Consider the following 23687-nt stretch of genomic DNA (forward strand, 5'->3'; position numbering starts at 1 on the left):
GGATCAACGCGCGGGGTCCCCGCTCAGTGCCCGTCGTCCAGAAGTCCCGCGTCGTACGCCAGCAACGCGACCTGGACCCGGTTGTTCAGGTCCAGTTTGGCGAGGATGCGGGAGACGTGCGTCTTGACGGTGGCCACGCTCATGAACAGCTCGGTGGCGATCCGGGCGTTGGCGAGGCCCCGGCCGACGGCGACGGCGACCTCCCGCTCGCGGTCGTTGAGCTCGGCGAGCCGCTCACGCGCGCGTGCCCGGCGGGAGTCGGCGGCGGTGCCGGCCGCGTGCCGCATCAACTGGCGGGTGACGGCGGGCGACAGCACCGGTTCCCCGGCGGCGACCCGGCGCACCGCGTCGACGATCGCGGCGGGCGGGGTGTCCTTCAGGACGAACCCGGCGGCACCCGCGCGCAGGGCGTGCAGCACCTGCTCGTCGGCGTGGAAGGTGGTGAGCACCACGACCTCCGGTGCGTTGGCCCGGGCCCTCAGCCGCCGGGTGGCCGTCAGTCCGTCCACCGACGGCATCCGGATGTCCATGAGCACGACGTCCGGCCGGGTCCGCTCGACCGCGTCCTCGACCTCGTCCCCGTCGGCGGCCTCACCGACGATCTCGATGTCCCCGGCCCCACCCATCATCAGCGCGAGCCCGGCACGCACCAGAGGGTCGTCGTCGACGAGGAGGAGCCTGATCGCAGTCGCAGTCATGGAGTCACGTAATCACGTGGAGGCGCGGCGACGGGCGGCCGTCGGCCACAGCGGACGGCACCCGGCCGTCCCGCCCGGCCGTTCAGTTCCCGGCCCACGGCAGCCACGCCCGCACCTCGAACCCGCCGTCCGCCGTCGCCCCGTGCTCCAGGTGGCCGCCGGCCAGGGTCGCGCGTTCGGTCAGGCCGATCAGGCCCTGGCCGGACCCGGGCATGTGCGGGGCCTCGGCCTCGGGAGCCGGGTTGCGGGCCGTGACCGTCAGGCCGGCTCCGGGGCCGCCGGTGACCCGGAGGGCGACCTCCGCGCCCGGAGCGTGTTTGCGGGCGTTGGTCAGGGCCTCCTGGGCGATGCGGTAGGCGGTGCGTCCGACGGAGGCGGGGACGGCGGCCGGGTCGGCGAGGCGGTGGTCGAGGGTGACCTTCATGCCCGCCTCGCGGCACTCGGTGACGAGCGCGTCCAGGGCGACCAGTGTCGGCTGCGGCCGGCCCCCGGCCGCGTCGTCGGGCTCCCCGGTCCGCAGCACGCCGATGATCTCCCGCAGGTCCTGCAGCGCCTCGTGGGCGCTCTCCCGGATGATCCCGGCCGCCCGCGCGATCTCCTCCCCGGGCGCGTCCGGCCGGAACTCCAGGGCTCCGGCGTGCACGCTGAGCAGGGTGAGCCGGTGGGCGAGCACGTCGTGCATCTCCCGGGCGATGGCCTCTCGGGCGAGCCGCTGGGCCTGCTCGGCGCGCAGCCGAGCCTCGGTCTCAGCGCGCCGGGCGCGGTCGCGCAGGCTCAGCATGAGCTGCCGCTTGGAGCGGACGAACATGCCCCAGCCGATGACGGAGACGGTGAGCAGCGCGGTGAACGCGACGACTCCGGCGTACGGCAGGTCGGGGTCGGGCCGGAGCCAGTAGAAGAGCGGGAGCAGGGCGAGGTCGATGCCGCCGATCCACGCCACGTACCGGAAGGGCCGGTGCACGGCGAGGGTGAAGACGACGATCAGCGCCGCGCCGCCCGAGGTGTTGGACAGGAGCCCGACCGGGACCATCGCCCAGGCGAGCCCGACCGGCCACCGGCGGCGCAGCCAGAGCGCCGCGCAGGAGAGGGCGCCCAGGACCTGGTCGAGGACGGCCAGGGAGTGCGGCAGGCCGGGTTCGTCGGTCAGGGACCGCGCGGCCGCCAGGCCGAGGACGACGGCCGGCAGGAAACACGAGAAGTCGACGACCCAGTCGCGCGCGGTGCGCCGCGGCCGTCGGCCCGGGGGACCCGCGTCCGGGTCCAGCTCGTGCAGGAGGGCGGAGGGGAACAGCCACCGGCGGCCCGGCGGCTCCTGCGGCGCCCGCGTGGGCTCGTCACTGCTCACGGTCGACAAATCTACGCAGGAACGGCTCAGGCGTCGGCCTCGCGCCCGGGATCCTCGACCAAAGTCGCACCGCCGTGGACTTTCGGCGCTCCTGCTCGGGGCCGGCGTCAGTCGTCAGGCGCACGGAACTCGCCCCGCGGCCGATGCGTGGGGGGAAGCCGCGGGGCGAGAGTCGTGCCATGAAACAGGTGCTGGAGGTTCTCGGGTTCGTCGCACTGGTGCAGGGTGTGCTGGGCCTGGTGCACGAGTTCACCCACTGGAACGTGGGTCGCGTGCAGCGGCTCGGCTTCCTCGACGGCTACGAGGTCTACGCGAGCGTCGCGCTCGTGGTGCTCGCGTTCGCGCTGTTCGCCGCCGCGGAGAGCCGGAGGTCCGGATGAGCGCGGACCGGACCTCCGGCGGGTCGCACCGTCCCCTCGGACCCGTCCGGCCGGATCAGCAGCCGAAGTCGATCAGGTCGAACGTGGCGTAGTGGTCGGCGGTGTAGTAGTCCTCCTCGTACTCCTTGCCCGTCACGATGCGCCGGGCACCGCGCGTGGAGGAGCCGGGGGTCTTCACCGTGTACTCGTGGTAGTAGCCGGACGACTGCTTGGGCAGGACGCCTTCACGGTTCGAGAAGACGGTGCCGTCCTGCGAGTACGGGAAGGGGCCGCCCTGGTCGATGAGGTCCAGGGTGTCGTACGCCTGTGAGGGCAGGTCGCCGTAGCAGATGCTGCCGACCGACGCGGCCGCGGCGTCCGCCGTGCCGGCGGAGACGGTGCCGCCCACGAGCAGGGCGGACAGGAGGGCGCCCGCGGCGCCGATACGAGTGATGCGTGGGGGGAATCTCATGGCCCCCATGATGACGCGCGTAGACGTTGGCATGTCAACGACAAAGTTGAAGATTTTCCCGTCAAGTCCGATGAGTTTTCGGGAAGTTAACCTGCCGCCCGGCGTCCCCACGCGGTGCCCACAAGGACCAGTGCGCCGCCCGCGAGGCCGAGCGCGCCGAGCCGTTCCCCGCCCAGCGCTATGCCGGCCGCCGCGGCCCACAGCGGTTCGGTGCCGAGCAGCAGGCCGACCCGGGAGGGTGAGGTACGGCGCACCGCCCACATCTGTACGAAGAAGGCGAACAGGGTGCACAGGACCGACAGGAAGAGCAGCCCTGCCCACTCCCGCGCTCCGAAGTCCACCGCGGTCGCCCATGGCGTCGCTCCGGTCCCGCTCGACAGGGCCGCGAAGACGGCGACCGCGGTGCCCAGTTGGACGGTGGTGAGCGGCAGCGCGTCGGCGCCCCGCACGGACCGTAGCCGGGACATGACGAGGACGTGCAGGGTGCGCGCCAGGGCGGCGAGCAGCATCAGCAGGTCACCGAGGGAGGGACGGGTGAAGCCGCCGCCCTGGGTGAGCAGGGCGACACCGAGCACCGATAGGGCCGCCGCGCCGAGGAAGGGGAACGTGGGCCGGGTGCGGGTGACCGCCGCCTCGGCGAGCGGCGTGAAGATCATGGTGAGGCTGATGACGAGGCCCGCGTTCGTCGCCGAGGTGTGCACCACGCCGTACGTCTCCAGCAGGAAGACGCCGCTCAGGATCAGCCCCAGCAGGGCCGCGCCACGCCACTGGGCGCCGGTCAGGGCGCGCAGGGACCGCCGGCCGGCGACGGCCAGCGCGGGCAGCACGAGCGCGAACCGCAGCACCAGGACGGCGAGCACCGTGCGGGCGGTGGTGATGTCCTTCGCGGCGAGGTAGCTGGCGCCCCAGCACACCGCGACGAGCAGGACGGGCAGGTCGGTGTGCCAGGCGCGGCGGGACGCGACGGTCGCACCCGGTACGGCGATCGACGACATGGGGGCGGCTCTCCCGGTCTCCGAAGGGGGTGCGGAGACGTCGGCGGCTCGCGCGGGGAGCGATCACCGTACCGGCGGCGACGATCTTCGGCCAGGCTCGTCCCGGAGGGTGGGACCGGGCGCCGCCCGGGCGTCAGTACGAGCCGTACTCGGGGCGGCCCGCCAGGTCGTACGTCTGGATGGAGACGCCCGAGCCGGTCACGCGTCCGGACCGGTGGGCGAAGCGGGTGGGGACCGCGCCCTCCACGAAGAGACGGCGGCCGGAGCCGAGGACTACCGGGAAGGTCACCAGGTGCAGGGTGTCCAGGAGCCGCAGGTCTACGAGCGAGCGGAGCAGGGCGCCGCTGCCGTGGATCTGGAGTTCGCCGTCCGTGCGCTCCTTCAGGGCCGCCACCTCCTTGGCGAGGTCGCCCGAGACGACGGTGGTGCCGGACCACTCCGGGATTCCGAGGGTGGAGGAGACGACGTACTTCGGGAGCGCGTTCAGCCTGGACGCGATCGGGTCTGCCGGGTCGGTCTTCTTCGGCCAGTAGGAGGCGAAGATCTCGTACGTACGGCGGCCGAGCAGGAAGGCGCCCGCGCCGTCGAAGACCTCGGTGACGAACCGGCCGAAGTCGTCGTCGCCGAACGGGAAGCTCCAGCCGCCCTGCTCGAAGCCGCCGCTGGTGTCCTCCTGGGGGCCGCCGGGCGCCTGGTACACGCCGTCGAGGCTGACGAAGATGGTGGAGACGAGCTTGCCCATGACGGGTGCCTTCTTCCGGGTGCGGGATTCTGCTGTCCTCACCTCAGACCCCGCCCGGCCCCGGAACTCATCGGTTCAGCCGACGTTCGTCGAGAACAGTCCGCCGGTCGGGCCCTGCTTGTCGCCGCCCTGGGCCTTCTTCAGAGCGTTGGCGAGGCTCTCGATGGTGAGGGACTGCAGGATGACGCGGCCGTTTCCCTCCAGGGTGGCCAGGGACAGGCCCTCGCCCCCGAACACGGCGTTCATGATGCCCTGCCGGTTGAGGCCGCCGACGCGCTGGACGCCGTACTGGATGCCCTCCTCGAAGGCGACCACACAGCCGGTGTCCACCTCGATACGGCCGCCGAAGTCCGCCGGGTTCAGGTCGATGAAGTTGCCCGCGCCCGCGATGATCACCGTGCCGTGCCCGGTGAACTTCTCCAGGACGAAGCCCTCGCCGCCGCTCATGCCGGTGCGGCCGCCCTGGAAGGCGATGCCGAAGTCGACGGTGGACTCGGCGGCCACGAAGGCGTCCTTCTCGGCGAACCACGCGCGTGTGCCGTCCAGTTCCAGGGCGCGCATCTCGCCGGGCAGCACGCCCGCGAAACCGACCGTGCCCTGGCCGCCCTGGGCGCTGAAGTACTGGAACGCCAGCGACTCGCCGGCCAGCATGCGCTGGCCGACCTGCATGGCGGTGCCCATGGCCTGGCGCAGCATGCCGCCCATGCCGCCACCGCCGCTCTGCTGACCTCCGTTGCCGTTGCCGTTGCCCGACGGGCCGGACAGGCGGGTCTCCATGGTCACGTTCGTCGTCTTGAACAGGAACTTCCCCGCCTCGCAGTACACGGTCTGGCCGGGGTGCAGGTTGACGACCGCCATCTGCATGGCGTTGCCGACGATCTCTTGCTGAAGGGTCACGGGGGGAGAACGCGGGAGGTGGAGCGAAGAGTTCCGGCCGCGGCCGGATTCGGTGTCCGTTCGCCGCCGGCGGACGGCCTTCGCGGCCGCTGGGATGGAGGCATGACAGCTCACGGAACTCTTGACGGCAGGACGGCTCTGGTGACCGGCGGCAGCCGGGGCATCGGCGCGGCGGTGGCCCTGCGGCTCGCGCGCGCGGGTGCGGATGTGGCGGTGACGTATGTGCGAGGCAAGGAGGCGGCCGAGGAGGTCGTACGGGCCGTGGAGGCACTGGGACGCCGGGCGGTGGCCCTGCGCGCCGACTCCGCGGATCCCGGGGAGGCGGCGGGCGCGGTGGAGCGTACGGCGGAACTGTACGGCGGGCTCGACGTGCTGGTGAACAACGCGGGCGTGGGTCTGCTGGGCCCGCTGCCCTCGCTCACCCTGGAGGACGTCGACCGGGTGCTCGCGGTGAACGTGCGCGGGGTGTTCCTGGCCTCCCGGGCGGCGGCCGCGCGGATGGGGGCCGGCGGGCGGATCGTCACGATCGGTACGTGTATGACGCAGCGGGTGCCGGCGGCGGGCGGGACGCTGTACGCGATGAGCAAGGCGGCACTGGTGGGGCTGACCAAGGCGCTGGCGCGGGAGCTGGGGGAAAGGGGGGTCACCGCGAACATCGTGCATCCCGGGCCGACGGACACGGACATGAATCCGGCCGACGGCCCCTACGCGGCCGCGCAGGCGGCGATGACGGCGCTCGGGCGCTTCGGGGCCGCCGACGAAGTGGCCGCGATGGTGGCGTACCTCGCGGGTCCCGACGCGGCGTACGTCACGGGCGCGGAGTTCGCGGTCGACGGAGGCCACGCCGCGTAACGGTCAGGTGAGCGACTCGCGGACTCGGTGCAGGTAGCTGAAGTCGTGGCCCTCACGGACTCGCGCCAGCGGGCGGATCTCGCGGGTGGCCACGTTCAGCGCGTATCCGCCCACCACCCCCAGGGCCCAGGTGAGACCGGGCTGCACCACGCTTCCGGCGGCCGCCGCGAGGGCTACTGTCACCATCACCGACCGTTCCACCCAGGCCATACGGCTGCCCTTCGCGGCCGCGCGGTAGTCCGCGACGGACTGATCGATCTCGCGGCGCAGCTGGGCGAGGACGTCGGCGGGGTGCTCGTAGTCGCGACGCAGGTCGCCGAGCAAGCGGTGGAGGGCGCGCATGAGGCGGTGGCGTTCGTCGGCGTACCGCTCGCGGAAGGCGAGGACGTCGGCGGTGGCAGTGCCTGGGGCGGGAATCGGCAGGAGCCCGCCGAGTTCCGCCTCGTACCCGAGAAGCCGACGTTCGGCAGGGGCGCGCAGGCCCCACGCATACGCGTCCTGATGGTCGGTGTACGGAACATAGGAGACGGGACCGCCGACGGCGAGGTCCCGAGCCAGGACGCCGATGATCAACTGCTGGATCTGCTTCGGAACGGCGAGGCTCGAGTAGCCCGTTCCGCATGGCCGGGCGAGACGGAGACTCAGCAGTTCCCGCTCCAACCAGTAACTCAGCTTCGATCCATAGATGAAGGCGTCCGGCGGCCACGACAGCTCGGACCTCGCCGGGTACCGGGCCAGGCGCCGCAGTTCCTCACGCAGCACCTCGGACGTGAGGGAGCCGCGGGAGACCCGGCCATGATCCGGGTCTCCCAGCAGGTCCATGGAGTTCCGGTCTAAGCGGAGCGGCGTGTAGAGGGCCCGGTCCCTCAGTTCCCTCAGCTCGGGGGAAACGGCGGCCTCGTAGACCTCGGGTGCGCGGGGCACGACCGTGGCGATGCCGTCCCAGTACAGCAGAGCCTGATGCAGGATCTCCGTCGGTGGTTTCACCAACGGGTAGTAGAGCAGTACCGCCATCACGCCTCCCCGTGAACACCCCGTTGCCGGCGGGGTGTTCACGGTAGCGGAGCTCAGGCGCCCAGTTCCTGGTGGCGGGAGGACAGTCGCGTCGCGCCCTGGTCCGTCAGGGTGCCGTGGAGGCGGAGGCGGGAGATGCCGCCGTCGGGGTAGATGTCCACGCGCGCGTGCGTGCCGACGGCCGGCTGCGGCAGCACGAAGCGGTGGTTGGTGTCGGGCTGGAGGCGGGTGCGCGGGAGGATCTCGACCCAGTCGCCCTCGTCCCCATCCCGCACCGACACCGACGCCCAGCCGGCGCTGTTCCCCTTCAGGTAGGCCGTGTCGATCTCGATCGCGCGGATCTGGGACTGGGCGGCGAGCCGGTAGCGGATCCAGTCGTTGCCCCGGTCGCGGCGGCGGCGCGTCTCCCAGCCGTCGTCCATCTTGCGGGACCGGCCGGGCTGGATGGTGTTGGTGGCCGGGGAGTAGAAGAGGTTGGAGGCGTCCTCGACCTGGCCGCCGTTCTCCAGGGCGACCACGTCGAAGGCGCCGAGCGCCGCCAGCCACTCCGGGTCCTGGACGACCTCGCCGTACACCCGCAGCCGGGCGATGCCGCCGTCGGGGTGCTGGTTGAGCCGCAGGTGCGTGAAGCGCTGCTCGACGGAGACGGCGAAGCCGTTCGCCGCGTGGCCGCCGACCGCCGTGCGCGGCACCAGCGGCGTCCACTTCACGTCGTCGCCCAGCAGTTCCTCCGGGGACGGGGAGCCCGGCACCGAGGTGGCCTCGACCGAGACCGCCTGCGGGTAGTTGCCGCGGAAGTGGGCGGTGTCGACGACGATCCCGCGGATCACACCGGGCGCGCCGAGGCGGACCAGTGCCCAGTCGTGGTCCTCCTGCGTCGGCCAGGGGTGCTCGGCGGAGACGCCGCGCCGGCGGCGGGTCTCCCAGCCGTCCATGATCTTGCCCTTGTGGCCGAAGTGCTCGGGGTCGAACTCGGCCCGCTCGGGCACCAGCAGGTTCTCGCGCTCGGCGAAGAACTCGTCGTTGGCGGCGACGACCCCGGCGCCGAGCTGCCGGTCGGCCAGGTTGGCGTACTGGGTGAAGGGGAAGTCGGCGGTGCGGTAGTCCGCGTACGGGTCGCCGCCTCCGTAGGGGTTCGCGTCGCCGGTGAAACTGGCCCAACTGGCGTGTTGCTGCGCCGTCACGGTGATCAGGGGTTCCTTTCGGGAGTCGGCCGGGTGCGGGTGCGGGGAGTGGCTCAGTGGGAGCGGGTGAGCAGGGTGCCCTTCGGGTCGGTGAACTCGCCGTCCGCGACGATGCGCTCACCGCGCAGCCAGGTGGACTTCACGACGCCGTACAGGGTCCTGCCGGCATACGCGGTGACCCGGTTGCGGTGCTGGAGGCCTGCGGGGTCGACGGTGAAGGTCTCGTCGGGGGCGAGGACGGCGAAGTCGGCGTCGCGGCCGGGCGCGATGCCGCCCTTGCGCGCGTCGAGGCCGACCAGCGCGGCCGTCCGCGTGGACATCCAGCGGACGACGTCCTCGAGGCCGTGGCCGCGCTCGCGGGCCTCGGTCCACACGGCCGACAGGCTGAGCTGGAGGCCGGAGATGCCGCCCCAGGCGGTGGCGAAGTCGTCGGTCTTCAGGTCGGCCGTGGAGGGCGAGTGGTCGGTGACGACGCAGTCGATCGTGCCGTCGGCCAGCGCCTGCCAGAGCAGGTCCTGGTTGGCCGCCTCGCGGATCGGCGGGCAGCACTTGAACTCGCTGGCGCCGTCCGGGACTTCCTCGGCGGTCAGGGTGAGGTAGTGCGGGCAGGTCTCCGCGGTGATGCGCACGCCGTCGGCGCGGGCGGCCGCGATGAGCGGCAGCGCGTCGCTGGAGGACAGGTGCAGCACGTGCACGCGCGCGTCGAGCCGCCTGGCCTGCGCTATGAGGTTCGCGATGGCGGTGTCCTCGGCGTCGCGCGGCCGGGACGCGAGGAAGTCGGCGTACCGGGGGCCGCCGTGCTGCGGCGCGGCGGCCAGGTGGTGCGGGTCCTCGGCGTGCACGATCAGCAGGCCGTCGAAGCCGGCGATCTCCGCCAGGGACTGGGCGAGCTGTTCCTGGTCGAGGTGCGGGAACTCGTCCACGCCCGACGGCGACAGGAACGCCTTGAAGCCGAAGACCCCGGAGTCGTGCAGCGGGCGCAGGTCCTTGACGTTGTCGGGCAGGGCGCCGCCCCAGAAGCCGACGTCGATGTGCGCCTTGTCGGCGGCGACCTGCTGCTTGACCCGCAGGTTCGCGACCGTGGTGGTCGGCGGCAGGGAGTTGAGGGGCATGTCGACGAGCGTGGTGATGCCGCCGGCCGCGGCCGCGCGCGTGGCGGTCCAGAAGCCCTCCCACTCGGTGCGGCCCGGGTCGTTGACGTGCACGTGGGTGTCGACCAGGCCGGGCAGCAGGACGTGGTCGCCGAGGTCCTCCAGGCGTGCCGTGGCCGGGACCTCGGCGTCGTACGGCAGTACGGCCGTGATGGTGCCGGCGGACACGGTGACCGTGGCGGCCCGCGTCCCTTCCGGAGTGATGACGCGCCTCGAGCGCAGCACCAGTTCAGCGTCGGACACCCGAACCCCTCTCTCTGCCGCCGTCTTACGTCCAGGAAACGGGATTTACACCCACGTAACGGAATTCAACGTTCTGTTGAAGGAGTCTTCACTCCCGCTCCCCCGCCGTCAAGGGGCACACTTCTGAGCAGTGCGGCATGGGCCGTCACTCTGGACGTTTCCACAAAGTGGAATTAGAATTCCAGCAAGCAGAACGTAGCTACGTACAAGCGGGCAGTCAACCGGCTGCCGGGTAGGCTTCTGCCCTTCCTGCCAGCCCCGAAAGGAACGCGCCGTGCCGACGTCCAGCGCCAGCACCAACGACTCCGCCAAGACCTCTGCCGGCGGCGGGGTCCAGTCCCTGGAGCGCGCCTTCGATCTGCTCGAGCGGATGGCGGACGCGGGAGGCGAGGTCGGCCTGAGCGAGCTGTCCGCCACCAGCGGGCTGCCGCTGCCCACCATCCACCGGCTGATGCGCACCCTGGTGGCCTGCGGCTACGTACGCCAGCAGCCCAATCGGCGATACGCGCTCGGCCCCCGCCTGATCCGGCTCGGGGAGTCGGCTTCCCGGCTGCTCGGCACCTGGGCACGGCCGTACCTGGCCCGGCTGGTCGAGGTGACCGGGGAGACGGCGAACATGGCGCTGCTGGACGGCGACGAGATCGTGTACGTGGCCCAGGTGCCATCCAAGCACTCGATGCGCATGTTCACCGAGGTCGGGCGCCGGGTGCTGCCGCACTCCACGGGTGTGGGCAAGGCGCTGCTGGCGGGCGTGCCCGACGAAGAGGTGCGCGCACTGCTGTCCCGTACCGGCATGCCGGCCGCGACGGAGAAGACCATCACGACGCCCGACGGCTTCCTGGCCGCGCTGGAGGACGTCCGGCGGATGGGATTCGCCGTGGACGACAACGAGCAGGAGATCGGGGTGCGCTGCCTCGCGGTGTCCGTCCCGGACTCCCCCACCGCGGCCGCGATCTCCATCTCCGGACCGGCGGGGCGGGTCACCGAGGCGGCGACGGAGAAGATCGTGCCGGTGCTGCAGCAGGTGGCGGCGGAGCTGTCCCAGGCACTGGCGAGCTCGGGGGCCTGAGCACTCCGCCCGAGCACTCCGCTCGCGCGGGTCAGAGGTCGGTCACCAGCAGCCGGTACCCGAGGTCGATGCTGTCCAGCGCGAGCGGATCGGCGTACCGGGCGTGCCGGCGTCCCGTCTCCAGGTCGTCCGCGAGCCGGGCCGGACCGGGCGCGACGGTCTCGTGGCCGGGCTGGGCGAGCAGGGAGATCCCGGTGCGGACCCGAGGGTCGAGACAGGCGTACGGGCGGCGCCGGCACGCGGCGGCGAAGCCGTCGGCGCAGTCGCGCCGGACCCGCACCGGTTCTGGCGCGCACCGGCGAGCAGCCGGGCGAGCCGGTCGGTGGGCACGGCCCGGGTGCCGTCGAGGGCGGCCGCCTCCGGAAGGAAGTCCCTGACCAGCCAGAACCGCTCGCGGAACACGCGCTTGTCCCAGGTCGGCACCACGGTGCCGCGGCGGGCGACCCCGCGCAGTTCCGCGATTCCGGCCGCCAGGCGGTCCGGTGGTGGACGGTCAGCACCGCCATGACGCCATCGGCGGCGCCGTCCCGCAGCCGGAGCCGTTCCGCGACCGCCCGCACGGCGAGCGGGGAGCCCGGCGGGCGCCGGGCGATCACGACCTGGCTCGGTTCGACCGCAAGGACGGTTCCCGGCGGCTCGTACGAGCCGGTGCCGGCTCCGACGTCGATGACGTCCCCACGTCCCCGAGCGCGGCGTGGATGTGTGCGGCGATCCGTGGACCGGGACGGCGGGTGCGGGCGCACGTCGCGCCGAGGGTGTCGTAGGCGGCCGCGGTGGTCAGCCCCCGGGTGACTGCCCGAACAGGTCAACCGCGTCCCGTACCTCCGACAGCCCCCGGGCCAGCGCGCTGACCGAGCCGATCGCCCCGGCGATCAGTAACAGGGACCTGCGCAGCCGCGGGGTCTCCGGCGGGCCGCCGCAGGCCATCGCGGCCAGGGCGGCCAGTTCGTCCTCGGCTATGCCGCGGTCGGGGAACTCCGCAGGATGCGCGGCGAGTTCGCGGCGCAGGCGGGACACCGCGGTCCGCAGTTCCGCCACCCTCGGATCCTCGTCGCTGCCGGTCACTGGCCTCTGCCCCAAGCTCCGCAACACAGCCCTCCCCCTCGCACGCCCTCGTGCGCGGGTCAGTTAACGCCACGCCGTGCGGGAGCGCCACCGCGCGGACCGAAATTCAGCCCAAGGAAACCGTCCGCGGCGGACCGCGTCAGGTATGCAGGACGCATGGACACCCAGGACCATCGAAACCCTCGTGAGGAGATCGCCGGGTTGCTGCTCGCCGCCGGCGGCGGCAGACGGCTCGGCGGGAGGCCCAAGGCGTTGCTGGAGCACCGGGGGCGCCCCCTGGTGGAGCACGCGGTGGGCGTGCTGCGGGCGGCCGGATGCGGACGGATCCACGTCGTCCTGGGAGCCCGGGCGGACGACGTGCGCGAGCGCGCCGACCTGGCCGGCTGCGTGCTGGTCGACAACCCGGTCTGGGCCGACGGCATGGGCTCCTCGCTGCGCGCCGGGCTCGGTTCGCTCGGGGATACGGGGGTGCGCGCGGCCCTGGTGAGCCTGGTCGACCAGCCCGGGATCGGTCCCGCGGCGGTGAGCCGGGTACTCGCCGCGTACGAGGGCGACAGCTCGCTGGCCTCGGCGGCCTACGACGGCGCACGGGGGCATCCGGTGCTCTTCGGCGCGGCCCACTGGCCGGGGATCGCGGCGGCCGCCACCGGGGACCAGGGAGCGCGCGCCTACCTGAAGAGACACGCGGCAGAGGTCAGGCTCGTGGAGTGCGCGGACGTGGCCGAGCCGTACGACATCGACACCGAGGCCGACCTGAGCCACCTTGAGTGAACGGGCGGGGTGGCACCGGGCGCCACCTTGCCTCGACTCAGAGAATCTCGACATCAACAAACCATTGAAGTTCCACGATGAGGAAACTACTATCCACTGCTCAGAAGCGCCTTACCGCACAGTGGGCGCTCACCGTCCTATTCGTGCCACTTGGCACTTGGTGCCACCGCTGAAGGAAGTGACAGCTCATGTCCGCACCAGCGCCGTCCCCGCTGGCCATCGTCGACGCCGAGCCCCTGCCCCGGCAGGAGGAGGTCCTCACCGACGCGGCGCTCGCCTTCGTGGCGGAGCTGCACCAGCGGTTCACCCCGCGCCGTGACGAACTCCTCGCCCGCCGCGCGGAGCGCCGCGCCGAGATCGCCCGCACCTCCACGCTCGACTTCCTCCCGGAAACGGCCGCCGTCCGCGCGGACGACTCCTGGAAGGTCGCCCCGGCCCCGGCCGCGCTGAACGACCGGCGCGTCGAGATCACCGGCCCCACCGACCGCAAGATGACCATCAACGCGCTCAACTCGGGCGCGAAGGTCTGGCTCGCCGACTTCGAGGACGCCTCCGCGCCCACCTGGGAGAACGTCGTTCTCGGCCAGGTCAACCTGGTCGACGCCTACACCCGGAACATCGACTTCACCGACCCGCGGTCGGGCAAGTCGTACGCCCTGCGCCCGGACGAGGAACTGGCCACCGTCGTCATGCGCCCGCGCGGCTGGCACCTGGACGAGCGCCACCTCGTCGACGCCGCCGGCCACACCGTCCCCGGCGCCTTCGTCGACTTCGGCCTGTACTTCTTCCACAACGCCCAGCGGCTTCTGGACCTCGGCAAGGGCCCGTACTTCTACCTGCCCAAGACCGAGTCGCACCTCGAGGCCCGTCTGTGGAACGAGGTGTTCGTCTTCGCGCAGGACTACGTCGGCGTCCCGCAGGGCACCATCCGCGCCACCGTCCTGATCGAGACCATCACGGCCGCGTACGAGATGGAGGAGATCCTCTACGAACTGCGCGACCACGCCTCGGGGTTGAACGCCGGCCGCTGGGACTACCTGTTCTCCATCGTGAAGAACTTCCGTGACGGCGGCCCGAAGTTCGTCCTGCCGGACCGCAACGCGGTGACGATGACGGCCCCGTTCATGCGCGCGTACACCGAACTCCTCGTGCGCACCTGCCACAAGCGGGGCGCGCACGCCATCGGCGGCATGGCGGCGTTCATCCCGTCCCGCCGGGACGCCGAGGTGAACAAGGTCGCCTTCGAGAAGGTCCGAGCCGACAAGGACCGCGAGGCGAACGACGGCTTCGACGGCTCCTGGGTCGCCCACCCGGACCTGGTCCCGATCGCCCTGGAGTCCTTCGACCGGATCCTCGGTGACAAGCCGAACCAGAAGGACCGCCTGCGCGAGGACGTACACGTCGAGGCGGCCGACCTCATCGCGATCGACTCGCTGCACGCGAAGCCGACGTACAACGGGCTCGTCAACGCCGTCCAGGTCGGCATCCGGTACATCGAGGCCTGGCTGCAGGGCCTCGGCGCGGTCGCCATCTTCAACCTGATGGAGGACGCGGCCACCGCCGAGATCTCCCGCTCCCAGATCTGGCAGTGGATCAACGCGGGCGTCGAGTTCGAGAACGGCGACCGGGCCACCCCCGAGCTGGCCCGCAAGGTGGCCGCCGAGGAACTGGACGCCATCCGCAAGGAGATCGGCGAGGAGGCCTTCGCGGCCGGCCACTGGCAGGAGGCCCACGACCTGCTGCTCCGGGTGGCCCTCGACGAGAACTACGCCGACTTCCTCACCCTGCCGGCGTACGAGCAGCTCAGGGGCTGAGCGTCACGAGCGTCACGCGGGCTTGTCCGAGTGGCCCAGGGACCTTCCCGGGGCCACTCGGTCGCGTACGAGCCGCTTGACCGCCGTGGGCTCCGGGAAGCCCTGCTCGCGGCGGTCCCAGACCACCTCGTCGTCCACCCGGACGACGAAGACGCCTCCGGTGCCCGGCTTGAGCGACAGTTCGGTCAGCTCGGTCTCGAAGGTGGTGAGCAACTCCTGCGCCAGCCAGGTCGCGCGGGGCAGCCAGCGGCACTGGGTGCAGTACTCGATCTGCACGGCATGGGTCATCCGAGGTGCACCGACCAATCCTGTTCCGCCGCCGGCTTGCCGTGCAGGTCCGGGACCCGCTTCAGCCAGTCCGGGCGGCCCTGTTGGCTCCTCGCCGCCCGGGCGGCCTCCTCGGCGGCGAGTTCCTCGCGGCTCGGGAAGTCGGTGGGCAGCCACTGCTCGGACAGCCGGACGCGTTCGAGCAGGTAGTCGACGTAGGCGGCCCGGACGTCGTCGGGGGCCGCGAATCCCGCGTCCTCGGCCAGCCAGGCGTCCGGCACCTCGGCGACGACCGCCCGGAGCAGTTCCTCGGTCACCCGGGGGGCGAGTTCGGCGTCCGCGGCCCGGACGTCGGGGCCGTAGTGGCCGAGGGCGTGGTGGCGGAAGTCGTACTTCTTGCCCGGGGTCGTGGTGTCCCAGCGGTGGTGGAAGACGAGGGCGGCTCCGTGGTCGATGAGCCACAGCCGCGGGGGCACCGTGCCGGACGTGGGCCAGACCACCAGGTTGGAGCTGTGCACCGTTCGGTCCACGTTGACGGTCAGGGCGTCGAGCCAGACGATCCGGCCGGCCTCCAGGGGATCCACGGGGAACACCCTCGCGATCTCCGGGGTGAAGTCGGCCGCGCCCGGCAGGTAGTCCATACCGAGGTTGACGCCCGCGCTTGCGCCGTGCAGCTCGCGGACCTCCTGGTGCGGCTCGGCCTCGGCGATCGCCGGGTCGAAGTGCACGAGGACCAGTTCCGGGAAGCGCAGGCCGAGGGCGCGGGCGAGTTCACCGACGATCACCTCGGCGACCAGCGCCTTGTGTCCCTGCGCCGAGCCGGTGAACTTCACGACGTACGTGCCGAGATCGTCGGCCTCGACGACGCCGGGGACCGAGCCGCCGGACCTCAGGGGTGCAATGTAGCGGTTAGCGGCGACCTTTCTTAGCATTTTACAAGGTCCCATCGCTCTTGCCCTTATGTTCCACGGTCAGCTACAAGTCGGTGCGATCCGGGGACACGTCCACGACGAGTTTAGACTGGCAGGCTTGCCCCCCCTGCCCCCTTGCCTCTGCCCCCCTTGCCTCCACTCGGATCCTGCGCCCCGTTCGCGACGACCTTCCGGCGAGCGACGCTCGCCGGAACCGTGCACACTCGAATCAGCGTCCGTCCGCGCAGACCCAAGTGTGCGAGCCGGGAAACAACCGGCCCACGTACCCGACAGCCGGCTCCGGGAACGAGCCGCTATGTCGTGAGTGGGCCCTGATTCCGACCCGAATGACCCGCCGGCGGCCGCTCTCCGATCACAGGATGCGACACCCCTCGACCAACCGGCCGTCATCGCCGGCGGAACCTCTTGAGCACACCACCAGGAGGCGCACCATGGATAAGATCATTTTCCGTTCTCTCATCCTGGTAGGCGTGGCCGTAGCAGGACTCAACGGCGCTCCGTCGGCATCGGCCGACACCGTCAGCACACACGGTGCGTACCAGCACGCGGAGACCATCCAGCTGGTCGCCAGGCAGACTCAGTCCCAACCCGTCGACGTGGGCAAGAAGGGGCACAGCCTCGGCGATCAGCTCGTCATCGCCGAAGACCTGTACCAGAACGACAAGAAGATCGGCGACCATGCCGTGGTGTGCAGCTACGTGCACATCGGCCCGGACGAGCTGCAGTGCCTGGGCACCTTCGCGCTGCCTCGGGGACAGATCACCGGACAGGCGCTTCTCCACCTGCCGTCCGACTCCGCTGTCGACGTTTCCGTCACCGGCGGCTCGGGGGCCTACAGCGGCGCCGGGGGGTACGTCCACACCGTGCCCGCCGGCACGACGAAGCGGGCCCTCACCTTCCACATCACCCGTTGAATCGCTTGTCTGTTTTATGGCAAATGAGAGGTTGTGCCATGGATGGAATTGCCGATATGGGAGGCACCCAGGGCTGGGGACGCGTTCATCCACCGGATCGCGAGGAGCCCGTCTTCGCGGAAGGCTGGCAGCGCAAGGCATTCGCGCTGGCGATCATCTCCAGCCGCGTCGCCTGCGGCGGCGTCAACGTGGACGCCTTTCGGCACGCACTGGAGCGCCTGGACCGCGCCGCCTACCTGGACGACGGCTACTTCGGACGGTGGCTCAACGCCGGAGAACTGATGCTCACCGAACACTCCGTCCTGGCGTCCGGAGCGGTCGAGGCCCGCGCCCGCAACCTGCACGGCGAACACGTGGCGGAGCCACCGGTCCCGGAACCCGACCTGCCCCGGTACACCCCCACCGCCGAGGGCTCACTGCGGTCCGTGCAGGCCTCACCGGCCTTCGACGTCGGCGAGCGTGTACGCGCCAGGAACATGTCCATACCCGGGCACACGCGACTGCCGCGCTATGTCCGGGGGCACAGCGGAGTCGTCGAGATCATTCAGCCCGCCCATGTGCTGCCGGACACCAACGCACACTTCATGGGCGAGAACCCCCAACACGTCTACTCGGTGCGGTTCGACTCACGCGAACTGTGGGGCGCCGGCGCCGAACCCTTCACGGTCACGGTGGACATGTACGAGAGTTATCTGGAGACCACCGCATGACCACCACCGGCGGCTCTGCCGAGAGCCCTTCCGTGGAGCTGCGCACCGAGGCGCTCGAACAACTGCTCACCGAGCGCGGCCTGCTCGATCCAAAGGCCATGGACGCGATCATCACCCGCTACGAGACGAGCGTGGGCCCACTCAACGGTGCCAAGGTCATCGCCAAGGCGTGGACGGACCCCGACTACCGGCGGCGCCTGCTCGAAGACGGCACCGCCTCCATCAAGGAACTCGGCTTCTCGGGACAGCAGGGCGAGCACATCGTCGTGGTCGAGAACACCCCGACCACCCACAACGTCGTGGTGTGCACGCTGTGCTCGTGCTACCCCTGGCCGGTCCTCGGCCTGCCGCCGAGCTGGTACAAGGACCCCGCCTACCGCGCGCGCGTAGTCAGAGAGCCGCGCACGGTGCTGGCCGAGATGGGACTCACGCTCGACGACGACGTGCGGATCATCGTCCGGGACTCCACCAGCGAGGTGCGCTGGCTCGTACTGCCCGAGCGCCCACCCGGCACCGAGCACCTCACGGAAGGAGAACTCGTGCCGCTGATCACCAGGGACGCGATGGTCGGCGTGGCCAAGGTGGCGACGCCGTGAGCGCGCCGCTGGACATCGCGGGCCCGGCAGCACCGCCCCGCTCCAACGGTGAGCTGGTGTTCGCCGCGCCGTGGGAAAGTCGCGCCTTCGGCATGGCCGTCACCCTGCACGAGGCGGGCGCCTTCACTTGGCCGGAATTCCGGACCGCGCTGATCGCCCGGATCACCGCCTGGACAACTTCACGGGAGCACGGCGAGCCGTACGACTACTACCGGCTGTGGCTGGGCGCCCTGGAGGACGTGCTCGCCGGCCATCGCGCCGTGTCCACGGACGAGGTCGTCACACGCGCCCAGGCCCTGGCACAGCGCTCCCCGCATCGCGCAGCACACCGGCCGGGGTGAGGCAGCTCAACCGGCGGCCAGCGGGTTCGGCAGGGGCAGGTAGCGGGCGTCCGCTCCGTCCGCGCCGGTCCAGCGCAGCAGCAGGTTGGTCTTGCCGGGCAGGGTGGGCGAGCCGAGCAGGGCGGGGATCTCGGGCAGGCCGTGCCGGGCGAGTTCCCGGCGGGCGGCGGGCCAGGGCTCGAGGCCCGGGTGGTGTTCGACGAGGGCGCCGGCGATCTCGACGAGGTGGTTGACCACCAGGCAGTACACGAGCCGTTCCCAGCCGGCCGCGCGGGAGACGTCCGGCAGCAGCTTGGCGCCCTCGGCGTCCCGGAACAGCGCCTGCACGGGCGTTCCGGCCCCGTCCACGGCGACCAGGGTGTTCTGCAGGTGCGCCTCGACGACGACCCCGTGCTCGTCGAACGCCCGGAGCGCGGGTGGGACGACCTGCCGCAGGTACGCCTCCCACCAGGCGTCCGGAGCGGCCGTGGCGGCCAGCGGGCTGCCCTCGAAGCCCTCCGCGAGCCCGGCCGCGAGCAGCGGGGTGGCACCCGGCAGGAGGTGGCCGCGCAGCCCGTCCCGGACGAGCACTGCCAGCTCCTCGAAGGCGAAGGCGGCGGTGCGGTAGCCGCGGTCACTCAGCCAGGCCGCGGTCGGGCCCAGGGCGGCGAACGCCTCGCCGGCCGCCGTGTCGGTGCGGCGCAGCCTGAGCAGGTCGTGACGCCACAGCCGGCGGATGTCGTTGGTGATGCGCACGTCGAGGCTGAACTTCAGGAACAGGTCGCGCCGGGGCTCGTACACCGTGCGGACCGCGGCGGTCGGCCAGGTGCCGAAGGCCGTGGTGCCGAGCCGGAGAAGACGGCCGTCGGCGAGGGCGGGGTCGAGAACGCCGCCGAGGAGGTCGAGCTGCCAGGGGTGGGCGGGCAGCAGCCGGTAGCCGGGCGGGGCCGTCCCGAGGGCGTCCAGGGCGCGGGTGTCGCCCTCCTCGGCCACCTGGTCCTCGCGAACGCCGAGCAGCACCAGCGGGAAGTGCGCGTGGGCCTCGGGTGCGTACGGCAGCCAGGCCGCGGCAGGGCCGCCGCCGCGTGCCTTCGGGGCCGGGTGACAGGGGTGGCCGGTGATCAGGGACTGCTCGGAGCGCAGGTAGGGGTCCTCGGGTGCCGTCGCCCGGGCGCGGGCGGTGAGCAGGGCGGCGACCGTGTCCCGGCTGTCGATCATCTCGGCGGGCAGGTCGTCGCCGGACAGCCCGGTGTGCCGGCGCAGCTCCTCGGCGACGAGCTTGACCAGCTCGGGGTGGCCGAGCCGGTGCCAGGACCCGTCGCTGTGCAGCTCGGGGTCGGCGGGCCGCCGGCCGGGGCGCACCCGCAGCAGGCGGCCGGTGCCGGGCAGCCGGTAGACCGGCCGTGCCCCGGACCGCGGGAGTGGTACGGCGACCTCCCTCAGCAGGCAGTTGAGCAGGGGGGCGGCCGCGTAGGCGTCGGCACGCTGTCCGACGGCGTCGGCGGGAGGCTTGAGGTCCACGCGATCCATTCGTTCTTCGTCCGGGCCCGAACGCGATCAGTATGTCTGTCGTCCCTGACCATCGTGCCCCGTGCCGCCCGTCTTCGAGGAGCCGACCGTGTCCCAGTCCCCCGCCGCCGAGGCCGAGGTCGCCGAGGAGCTGGCCGCCGTCCGGCCCGGTCTGCTGCCCCGGTACACGGCCGAGCTGCCGGGCGCCCGCGCGGCGGTGCTGACCCGCCTGTGGCGGGCGCTCGCCCACGAGCCCCTGCCGTGGATCACCGGCCGGGTGCGCGGGGCGTACAGCCTCGCCCTGCGGCTGGCGGACGGCCGGAGCCTGCACGGCCCGCACGCGGACCCGTACGCGACCGGCGAGTACGTCACCGCCGTCCGCCTGGACCGGGAGCGCCACGACGATCCGGCCCGTCTGATGACGGACCTCGCGGTGCCGCACGCGGCCGGCCTCGCGGTCGAACTCGGGCACAGTGTGGCCTCCTTGGCGCTGTCGCGGGCCGACGCGCATCACCCGAAGGAGTGGCCCGAGCGGGACTGGGAGTGGGAGCAGCGGGTGGTGGACGGGCATCCGTTCCACCCCAACTGCCGTTCCCGGCCGGGTTTCACGGTGGCGGAGCAGCTGGCGTACGGACCCGAGCACCGGCCGGTGGTGGAGCTGGGCACGGTGGCCGTACCGGCCGCCGGATGCCTGGTGACCGGGGACTGGCCGGAGGAACTGCGCTCCGGGGACCGGCTGTTGCTGCCGGTGCACCCCTGGCAGGCGGCCCATGTGCTCAAGCGGTCCTGCGACCCATGGCGTTCCGCGCATCCGCTGATGTCCCTGCGCACGCTCGCCCTGCCCGGCGGCCCGCACGTGAAGACCGCGCTGAGCGCGCGGCTGACCTCCTCGGTGCGGGACATCTCCGCGTACTCGGTCGAGGCGTCCGCCGAACTCACCTCCCTCGCCTCGGAGCTGGCCGCGCGCACGGACGGGCTGCTGCACATCACCCGTACGCTGGGCGCGGCCACCGCCCGCTCCCCCGATCTCGCCGCGCTGCTGCGGGAGTCCCCGCAGGTGTACGCCGGTCCGGGCGAGCGTGTACTGCCGGTGGCCGCGCTGGCCACCACGCCCCTTGCGGACTCCCCGGACTGGCTGGCCGACTTCGCCCGCCTGGCCCTGACGGTCGGGTTGCGGCTGCTGGACCTCGGCGTCGCCCTGGAGGCCCACGGCCAGAACCTGCTGGTGATCCTCTCGCCCGACGGCGCCCCCCGCCGCCTCGTCTACCGCGACCTCGCCGACATCCGCGTCAGTCCCGCCCGCCTGTCCCGTCACGGCATCGCCCCGCCCGCCCTGACGGGCCGGCTGATCACGGACGACGAGACGGCCCTGCGCCGCAAGCTGTTCGGCTCGCTGGTGGCGGGCGCGCTCGCCGGTACGGCGGGCTCGGGTCCCGTACTCGGGGCGGCGCTGGCGGCCGCGGTACCCGGTCTGCCGCGCACGCCCGACCTGGCGGCCCTGCGCGAAGGCCCGGTGCCCGCGAAGGCGTTGACGCTGATGCGGCTGTCCCCGGACACCCCCGGTGACCTGTGGACCTCGCTGCCGAACCCACTCGTTTTGGAGCCCGGCGCCTGAGATCAATAAGATCCGCCGATGATCAGAAGACAACGGCTGGCGGCGGGCGTGTGTGCTCTGCTCGCCGCCCTGACGGCCGGGCTGGCGTTCCCCGCCGCGGCTGTGGCCGACGAGACGGAACAGGCCGCCCCGAAGGTCGAACTCGTGCTGGACGTCAGCGGTTCCATGCGGACCCGGGACATCGACGGCGGCACCCGGATGGCCGCCGCGAAGCAGGCGTTCAACGAGGTGCTCGACGCGACGCCGGAGGAGGTCCAGCTCGGCATCCGCACCCTGGGTGCCAACTACCGCGGCAACGACCGCAAGACGGGGTGCAAGGACACCGCGCAGCTCTATCCGGTCAGCACGCTCGACCGCACCGAGGCGAAGACGGCGGTCGCCACGCTGTCGCCGACCGGCTGGACCCCCATCGGTCCCGCGCTGCTGAAGGCGGCCGACGACCTGAACGACGGCGACGGCACCCGCCGTATCGTCCTGATCAGCGACGGCGAGGACACCTGCCAGCCGCTCGACCCGTGCGAGGTGGCCCGCGAGATAGCGGCCAAGGGCATCGGGCTGACCATCGACACCCTCGGCCTGGTGCCGGACGCCAAGACCCGCGACCAGCTCAGCTGCATCGCGGACGCGACCGGCGGCACCTACACCTCCGTACAGCACAAGGAGGAACTGACGGACCGGGTCGGTCAGTTGGTGGACCGGGCGGCCGATCCGGTGGTGACGCCCGTGGCGACCGAGGGCGCGACCGAATGCGCGAAGGCGCCGTCGCTCAAGTCCGGTCTGTACACGGACCGCGAGGAGTTCGGGCAGCAGCGCTGGTACAAGGTGGACGTCGAACCGGGCCAGGAGCTGCGCGCCTCGGTGAGCGTGGCGGACGACCGGGCGGTGAACCCCGACTACGGGGTGCTGCTGCGGGCGGTGACGGTGCACGGCCGGGAGATCGTGCGCGGTGAGGCAGCGGACAACGGCCGTACGGATGTGATCTCCACCGGTCTTCGCTATCCGAGGCCGGAGAGCGACGACGACAGCGCGACCGCGGAGACGGTGTGCCTGCAGGTCACCAACTCCTTCTCGGCGGCCGCCGGGGTGAAGACCACGCCCGGTCTGCCGCTGGAGCTGACCGTGGACGTCGTGGACGGCCCGTCGGGACACCACGACGTGGCCTCCTTCGGCCTCGGGCGCGGCTGGTGGCTGCTCGGAGCGCTGGTGCTGGCCGGCTTCCTGGCCGGTGTGCTGTGGGGCTGGCTGTCGCGCTGGCGGGTCGCGGTCTGGAGGACGAACTGATGCGTATCACGCGAGTACTGGGCTCGGCGCTGCTGGCGCTCGGGCTGGCCGCGGGACCGGCGGCGGCCGACACCTCCCCGTCGCCCAGCGCCTCGGCCGACGGGAAGGCGCCCACCCGGGCGGGCACGTCCTTCCGTACGGCGACCGAGATCGAGCAGGGGCAGCAGGCGACCGCGTCCGGGTCCACCGGCGACTACCTGTACTGGTCGTTCGCGGCGGACGCCGGGCAGCGCCCGACCGTCGAGGCGAGCGTGAAGCTGCCCGGGGCGCACGGGACGCACACCTGGCGGATCGATGTGTACGACGGTCTGCGGCGCCGCCAGTCCTGCCAGTACGGCGCCGCCACGCGCACCGTCGCGCAGGGCGCCTCCTCGGTCGAGCTGGCCTGTGTGCTGCGCACGGTGCGCGCCTGGTCGGAGCCGTGGGCCAACGACCTGCTGCCGGGCACGTACTACGTCCGGCTGACGGTGGTCGACCTCGGGTCCGCCGACCTCGGTCTGCCGGTGAGCACCGAGGTGCGTGTCGACTCCAAGGACATCGGCGGCGCGGCGGCGGTGGACGGCTCGCTTGCGAAGCCGCTCGTCCCCGGGGTCGCCGTGAAGTCGGCCGCGGAGAAGGACGGTTCGAAGTCGGCGGTGCTGTCAAGCATCGAGCCCGACGACGGCTGGTCCTCCGGCTGGTGGTCCGACCGCTGGGTGTGGACCGCGCTCGGCGGGGTGCTGGCCGCGCTCGCCGGCATCGGCGGATACGCGCTCACGCGCGGCTCGGGGCGCCCCTCCCGGGTGCCGCCGAACGCCTGACCCGTCCGTGAAGGCCCGCCCCGGTGGCGGGCCTTCACCGTCGGCCCCGCGGCCCTGTTTCCAGGCCCCTGG

The 23687-nt window shown here is 72.1% G+C and carries 27 protein-coding genes; 13 read left to right on the forward strand and 14 right to left on the reverse strand.

Going from position 1 to position 23687, the window contains the following annotated elements; genetic code table 11:
• Positions 1 to 23: 23 nt before the first annotated feature.
• Entirely contained in the window at positions 24 to 698 is a 675-nt protein-coding gene (locus tag AC07CM_RS01600; protein ID WP_478874283.1) for a response regulator transcription factor, read from the reverse strand.
• 82 nt (positions 699 to 780) lie between these two features.
• Complete coding sequence (locus AC07CM_RS01605) at positions 781 to 2052, reverse strand: sensor histidine kinase (RefSeq protein WP_478874284.1); 1272 nt, start codon at positions 2050 to 2052, stop codon at positions 781 to 783.
• 170 nt (positions 2053 to 2222) lie between these two features.
• Here AC07CM_RS01605 and AC07CM_RS01610 point away from each other — a divergent pair, with 170 nt between their 5' ends.
• Positions 2223 to 2423 carry a hypothetical protein gene (locus AC07CM_RS01610; RefSeq protein WP_478874285.1) on the forward strand — a complete coding sequence of 67 codons (201 nt, stop codon included), beginning with the start codon at positions 2223 to 2225 and terminating at the stop codon, positions 2421 to 2423.
• A gap of 55 nt (positions 2424 to 2478) precedes the next feature.
• Here AC07CM_RS01610 and AC07CM_RS01615 read toward each other — a convergent pair whose 3' ends face one another.
• From AC07CM_RS01615 to AC07CM_RS01630, 4 genes are all read right to left on the reverse strand, one after another.
• Positions 2479 to 2874, reverse strand: coding sequence for a guanyl-specific ribonuclease (locus tag AC07CM_RS01615; protein WP_478874286.1), 396 nt, complete (start codon positions 2872 to 2874; stop codon positions 2479 to 2481).
• Between the two features lie 86 nt (positions 2875 to 2960).
• Positions 2961 to 3869, reverse strand: coding sequence for a DMT family transporter (locus AC07CM_RS01620; protein ID WP_478874287.1), 909 nt, complete (start codon positions 3867 to 3869; stop codon positions 2961 to 2963).
• Between the two features lie 133 nt (positions 3870 to 4002).
• Positions 4003 to 4611 (reverse strand): dihydrofolate reductase family protein, encoded by a 609-nt coding sequence (locus AC07CM_RS01625; RefSeq protein ID WP_478874288.1) that lies wholly within the window; start codon positions 4609 to 4611, stop codon positions 4003 to 4005.
• Positions 4612 to 4686: 75 nt separating this feature from the next.
• Positions 4687 to 5508 carry an AIM24 family protein gene (locus AC07CM_RS01630; protein WP_478874289.1) on the reverse strand — a complete coding sequence of 274 codons (822 nt, stop codon included), beginning with the start codon at positions 5506 to 5508 and terminating at the stop codon, positions 4687 to 4689.
• A gap of 102 nt (positions 5509 to 5610) precedes the next feature.
• On the opposite strand from AC07CM_RS01630, the gene AC07CM_RS01635 reads away from it, so the two are divergent.
• Entirely contained in the window at positions 5611 to 6360 is a 750-nt protein-coding gene (locus AC07CM_RS01635) for an SDR family oxidoreductase (RefSeq protein ID WP_478874290.1), read from the forward strand.
• Positions 6361 to 6363: 3 nt separating this feature from the next.
• Here AC07CM_RS01635 and AC07CM_RS01640 read toward each other — a convergent pair whose 3' ends face one another.
• From AC07CM_RS01640 to allB, 3 genes are read right to left on the reverse strand one after another with little or no spacing between them, the layout of a single operon-like run.
• Positions 6364 to 7374: a hypothetical protein gene (locus AC07CM_RS01640; RefSeq protein WP_478874291.1), complete on the reverse strand. Its 1011-nt coding sequence runs from the start codon at positions 7372 to 7374 to the stop codon at positions 6364 to 6366.
• 53 nt (positions 7375 to 7427) lie between these two features.
• A complete protein-coding gene (gene alc, locus AC07CM_RS01645) occupies positions 7428 to 8558 on the reverse strand; it encodes an allantoicase (protein ID WP_478874292.1) in 1131 nt (376 codons plus the stop codon).
• Positions 8559 to 8611: 53 nt separating this feature from the next.
• Positions 8612 to 9952 carry an allantoinase AllB gene (gene allB / locus AC07CM_RS01650; protein WP_478874293.1) on the reverse strand — a complete coding sequence of 447 codons (1341 nt, stop codon included), beginning with the start codon at positions 9950 to 9952 and terminating at the stop codon, positions 8612 to 8614.
• 274 nt (positions 9953 to 10226) lie between these two features.
• Between allB and AC07CM_RS01655 the strand changes: the two genes are divergently transcribed.
• The gene (locus AC07CM_RS01655; RefSeq protein ID WP_478874294.1) at positions 10227 to 11021 is read left to right on the forward strand and encodes an IclR family transcriptional regulator; all 795 of its coding nucleotides are present in this window, start codon (positions 10227 to 10229) and stop codon (positions 11019 to 11021) included.
• Between the two features lie 31 nt (positions 11022 to 11052).
• On the opposite strand, the gene AC07CM_RS01660 is transcribed toward AC07CM_RS01655, so the two are convergent.
• A complete protein-coding gene (locus AC07CM_RS01660) occupies positions 11053 to 11301 on the reverse strand; it encodes a hypothetical protein (RefSeq protein WP_478874295.1) in 249 nt (82 codons plus the stop codon).
• 205 nt (positions 11302 to 11506) lie between these two features.
• On the opposite strand from AC07CM_RS01660, the gene AC07CM_RS01665 reads away from it, so the two are divergent.
• On the forward strand, positions 11507 to 11785 hold the full coding sequence (locus AC07CM_RS01665) for a hypothetical protein (protein WP_478874296.1): 279 nt from the start codon (positions 11507 to 11509) through the stop codon (positions 11783 to 11785).
• A gap of 13 nt (positions 11786 to 11798) precedes the next feature.
• Here AC07CM_RS01665 and AC07CM_RS01670 read toward each other — a convergent pair whose 3' ends face one another.
• Positions 11799 to 12113, reverse strand: coding sequence for a DUF5955 family protein (locus AC07CM_RS01670; RefSeq protein WP_478874297.1), 315 nt, complete (start codon positions 12111 to 12113; stop codon positions 11799 to 11801).
• 129 nt (positions 12114 to 12242) lie between these two features.
• On the opposite strand from AC07CM_RS01670, the gene AC07CM_RS01675 reads away from it, so the two are divergent.
• Positions 12243 to 12857: a nucleotidyltransferase family protein gene (locus AC07CM_RS01675; protein WP_478874298.1), complete on the forward strand. Its 615-nt coding sequence runs from the start codon at positions 12243 to 12245 to the stop codon at positions 12855 to 12857.
• A 188-nt stretch (positions 12858 to 13045) separates the two neighbouring features.
• On the forward strand, positions 13046 to 14671 hold the full coding sequence (gene aceB / locus AC07CM_RS01680; RefSeq protein WP_478874299.1) for a malate synthase A: 1626 nt from the start codon (positions 13046 to 13048) through the stop codon (positions 14669 to 14671).
• A gap of 12 nt (positions 14672 to 14683) precedes the next feature.
• Here aceB and AC07CM_RS01685 read toward each other — a convergent pair whose 3' ends face one another.
• Positions 14684 to 14959 (reverse strand): Rdx family protein, encoded by a 276-nt coding sequence (locus AC07CM_RS01685; RefSeq protein ID WP_478874300.1) that lies wholly within the window; start codon positions 14957 to 14959, stop codon positions 14684 to 14686.
• On the reverse strand, positions 14956 to 15870 hold the full coding sequence (locus tag AC07CM_RS01690; protein WP_478874301.1) for a HipA family kinase: 915 nt from the start codon (positions 15868 to 15870) through the stop codon (positions 14956 to 14958). The genes AC07CM_RS01685 and AC07CM_RS01690 overlap by 4 nt, the downstream gene beginning before the upstream one ends.
• Before the next feature lie 470 nt (positions 15871 to 16340).
• Between AC07CM_RS01690 and AC07CM_RS01695 the strand changes: the two genes are divergently transcribed.
• From AC07CM_RS01695 to AC07CM_RS01710, 4 genes are read left to right on the forward strand one after another with little or no spacing between them, the layout of a single operon-like run.
• Positions 16341 to 16784 carry an allene oxide cyclase barrel-like domain-containing protein gene (locus AC07CM_RS01695; RefSeq protein ID WP_478874302.1) on the forward strand — a complete coding sequence of 148 codons (444 nt, stop codon included), beginning with the start codon at positions 16341 to 16343 and terminating at the stop codon, positions 16782 to 16784.
• Between the two features lie 38 nt (positions 16785 to 16822).
• On the forward strand, positions 16823 to 17494 hold the full coding sequence (gene nthB / locus AC07CM_RS01700; protein ID WP_478874303.1) for a nitrile hydratase subunit beta: 672 nt from the start codon (positions 16823 to 16825) through the stop codon (positions 17492 to 17494).
• Positions 17491 to 18090, forward strand: coding sequence for a nitrile hydratase subunit alpha (gene nthA, locus AC07CM_RS01705; protein WP_478874304.1), 600 nt, complete (start codon positions 17491 to 17493; stop codon positions 18088 to 18090). Before nthB ends, nthA begins: the two co-directional genes overlap by 4 nt.
• On the forward strand, positions 18087 to 18431 hold the full coding sequence (locus AC07CM_RS01710) for a nitrile hydratase accessory protein (RefSeq protein ID WP_478874305.1): 345 nt from the start codon (positions 18087 to 18089) through the stop codon (positions 18429 to 18431). Before nthA ends, AC07CM_RS01710 begins: the two co-directional genes overlap by 4 nt.
• 6 nt (positions 18432 to 18437) lie before the next feature.
• On the opposite strand, the gene AC07CM_RS01715 is transcribed toward AC07CM_RS01710, so the two are convergent.
• On the reverse strand, positions 18438 to 19940 hold the full coding sequence (locus AC07CM_RS01715) for an IucA/IucC family protein (protein ID WP_478874306.1): 1503 nt from the start codon (positions 19938 to 19940) through the stop codon (positions 18438 to 18440).
• An 88-nt stretch (positions 19941 to 20028) separates the two neighbouring features.
• On the opposite strand from AC07CM_RS01715, the gene AC07CM_RS01720 reads away from it, so the two are divergent.
• Genes AC07CM_RS01720 through AC07CM_RS01730 form a run of 3 tightly spaced genes read left to right on the forward strand, consistent with a single transcriptional unit; the run spans position 20029 to position 23615 of the window.
• A complete protein-coding gene (locus AC07CM_RS01720; RefSeq protein WP_478874307.1) occupies positions 20029 to 21534 on the forward strand; it encodes an IucA/IucC family protein in 1506 nt (501 codons plus the stop codon).
• 18 nt (positions 21535 to 21552) lie between these two features.
• Positions 21553 to 22815 carry a VWA domain-containing protein gene (locus tag AC07CM_RS01725; protein ID WP_478874308.1) on the forward strand — a complete coding sequence of 421 codons (1263 nt, stop codon included), beginning with the start codon at positions 21553 to 21555 and terminating at the stop codon, positions 22813 to 22815.
• Positions 22815 to 23615, forward strand: coding sequence for a hypothetical protein (locus AC07CM_RS01730; protein ID WP_478874309.1), 801 nt, complete (start codon positions 22815 to 22817; stop codon positions 23613 to 23615). The genes AC07CM_RS01725 and AC07CM_RS01730 overlap by 1 nt, the downstream gene beginning before the upstream one ends.
• The last annotated feature ends 72 nt before the right edge of the window (positions 23616 to 23687 follow it).

Source organism: Streptomyces sp. NPDC044061 (genome assembly GCF_056434305.1).